Source organism: Martelella sp., assembly GCF_984369615.1.
This window is the reverse complement of the sequence record NZ_CFHTCS010000470.1, coordinates 1-2830: the sequence shown is the minus strand read 5'-3', so window position 1 is coordinate 2830 and position 2830 is coordinate 1. Positions and strand designations below refer to the sequence as shown.

General features: G+C 58.0%; 4 protein-coding genes. 1 reads left to right on the top strand and 3 read right to left on the bottom strand.

The annotated features are described in order from the left end of the window. Positions 1 to 341 (top strand): addiction module antidote protein (locus tag AC5DC2_RS22365; protein ID WP_491700081.1); only part of this gene is annotated, 341 nt, incomplete at its 5' end. Positions 342 to 433: 92 nt separating this feature from the next. Here the strand turns inward: AC5DC2_RS22365 and AC5DC2_RS22360 are convergent. The 3 genes from AC5DC2_RS22360 to AC5DC2_RS22350 all read right to left on the bottom strand — a co-directional run. Continuing rightward, the gene (locus tag AC5DC2_RS22360) at positions 434 to 685 is read right to left on the bottom strand and encodes a WGR domain-containing protein (protein ID WP_024707213.1); all 252 of its coding nucleotides are present in this window, start codon (positions 683 to 685) and stop codon (positions 434 to 436) included. Positions 686 to 687: 2 nt separating this feature from the next. Continuing rightward, entirely contained in the window at positions 688 to 2553 is a 1866-nt protein-coding gene (locus AC5DC2_RS22355) for a type IV secretion system DNA-binding domain-containing protein (RefSeq protein ID WP_081725718.1), read from the bottom strand. Next, a partial coding sequence (locus AC5DC2_RS22350; RefSeq protein WP_491700080.1) for a conjugal transfer protein TraD occupies positions 2550 to 2830 on the bottom strand: 281 nt, incomplete at its 5' end. The genes AC5DC2_RS22350 and AC5DC2_RS22355, both read right to left, overlap by 4 nt.

Genomic DNA, 2830 nt, shown 5'->3' with positions numbered 1-2830 from the left:
TGGCAAAGGAAGTTTTTAGCCGTTTCGATGCGGCCGATTACCTGAAAACCAACGAGGATATTGCTGCCTTCCTGGATGCCGCGATGGAAGAAGGTGGAGACGATCCTGAATATATCGCTGTCGTTCTTGGAACCATTGCGCGGGCGCGCAATATGAGCCAGTTGGCGCGTGACACCGGGCTTTCGCGGGAGGGTCTTTCACGCGCGCTTTCCGGCAACGGGAACCCGACAATGGCAACTTTGATGAAAGTGGCCAAAGCGCTCGATCTTAAAATTCAGGTTGTTCCAGCGGTGTCCGCTGGGGCAGCATCGAACGTTCCCGAACATAGTACAGCTTCCTGATTTTATTGGTGCCGCTCTACTGCGCAGTAGGCTGATTGATGCTGGTGCGGTTGCCGGAGGCGGACCACGCGTCGAAGGGCGCGTTTCGCGCCTCAGTCGCGGTAGCCGCGCTTGCGCTTGCTTTGCTCAAGAACACCAAGGGCATCATGGGCCTGTCCGGCCGAGGTGAACCAATCAAGCTTCAGTTGACCGCTGGTCCCGATCCGGCCCCAGCGGCGCACAAGGCACCAGTCTCCGAACAGGCCGCCCTCGATACTGAGATGATAGAACCGCCACTTGTTGGTGTCCGGCTCGATGCGGCGTAGGAGCACTTCTGTCGGGAAAAGGTCAAACTGGCCCAACATCTTCAGACCCCCGGCAGTTGTCCGTCGAACAAGTCAAGCGTGTCGCCTACCACCATCGATGTGTTCCTGGGCTTGCCGATGGGCTCCATTCCCTCAAGAACGTCGATCGCTTCCTTCGGATAGCCTGCGTCACTGTCCGTCTTCCCGGTCTCGGCGTTGTCGTCGGCTGCGGCGCCTTCAAGTCGGCTGACAGTGATAAGGTCGAGGGTCCACTGCGCCGGCTCTTGCGCATCTCGCACATGGGGGAGGGTGGTATAGGGAACGCGCACCTTGTAGACGTCCTCGCCGATGCCCGTGACGAGGACATCGATGCCGTTCTTGCGAGGCCCGAGCTGCGTCTCGAATTCGGAGCGCTCAATCGTGTTCTCGCGCCGCTCGTCGCGCACCCATTCCAGCCCGTTTCCGCGTGGCTCACGACGACTATAGACCACTGTGGCCTGACCGACATCGCTTTCAAGTCGCTGCGCGGTCGGTCCCGAATTCACTTTGGCGATGATCTTCGTTCCGACGATCGACATCCATGCATCGGCGCGTTCGCGCCCATAGGTGTCACGGATCTGTGCAATATCCTGAACGCCGAGACACACGCAAACCCCCTTCGATCGCCCGATATCGAGTAGCGCTGAAAACCGGCTGATCTTCGGCAGCTGGGCGAATTCGTCGACGAAAAACCAGATGCGACGGAGCTTGGCGTCGCCAAGTTCCGGATCGGACACGATGCCGGAGGCAATGGTGAGAAATGCGCTGATCCAGCCGTCAGACTGGTCAGAAAACCGGCCGGACTTCTGCAGGATGACGGTGCGCCTATCTGTCTTGTAGAGCAGCCAGTCGCGTAACGAAAAACGTTCCAGACCTTCATAATTCGCCCACGCCGTTGCCAGCAGACGCAGCGTGTTCGTATCAGCGGTGAGCGTCGAAAGCGTCGAGGCGACTTGTCGATAGTCAGCGTCCAGAAAGCGAACCGCATCGGGGTGATAGCGATGCGCGACCTCAAGAAGTTCCAGACGGTCACGGCGCGTCTCGGCCACCAGATCGGCCCACGTCCACCTTCCGGGGTTCTCATGCATCAGGCGTATGGTGCACGCGGCCAGCACGGCCCGGGCCGAGTTGGAAAAGAACCGATCTCTTGATTCAGGGATCAGTCGCGTGGCCAGCTCAACGGCATCCTCTGCAATGCGCAAATCCTTGGCGATATCCCAAACATGGGAACGCCGATCCTGCGGAGCAATGATGATTGGCTGCACCCTGGAACCATCCGGCTTGATCGTTGGAGGCAGCTTCTCGGTAAAGTCTCCCTTGATATCGAAGACGAGAACCTTGTCATGTCGCGCGATCGCCGAGACGATCAGCCCGATCATGGTTTGTGTCTTGCCGCCGCCTATGGAGCCAAAGATGATGAAGTGTCGCACTTCACGTTCGAGCGCCAGCCGCCATCCATTGAACCAGTGAAGGCCGTCTCTGCTGTCGATTTTTTCCGCCTTTGCGGCCCGCAGCAGTTCGGGCATGCCTGCGACAGTCCGACCGGACTTGATCCATTTATCCGGCGGCATTAGGAAAGCAACATAGCCGCCGATCGCAATGGATATGATGCCGACCGCAAGCGTGGCAGTCACCAGCCATTGGAGTTTAACCAGGTTGTCCGGGGCGTAGCCAAAAGATTCAATGAAGTGATTGCGGCAAAGGTCGGGGGACCAGAATTTGAGGCAGTCGATCGCCTGCGAAACCGATAGGCGGTAGGCCGATCCGTTCGTGGCGTTCCACGATCGAAGCGCAAAAAAATAAACCCAGACAAGTGCCGAAATGCCCACAAGGAAGAGACCGGCATAGAGTAGAATAGCAAATTCGGAACGTCTGGGTTTGGTTATCATTGGCGCAACGCCTCCCGACCCAGCTTGATCATTTGTTCGCGAAGTCGAGCGTCACCCTTTCTCCGATTTCCTGTCAGCAGAACGCCAAGAATGTAGGCGCGGTCTTCATCTCCGAGGCTTGCTTTGATGACCAGTCCACCAAGCTCGATCTTGTGGCGGGTGTCTTCGCTTCGTTCGCGCTTGCGCATTTTTCTATACTCGCCTTGCAGGGTGCTAAGCGTTCTGCGCAACGCCAGAAGGTCGCTGTTCATCCTCCCGCCCGGCGCGAAAGGAGTGA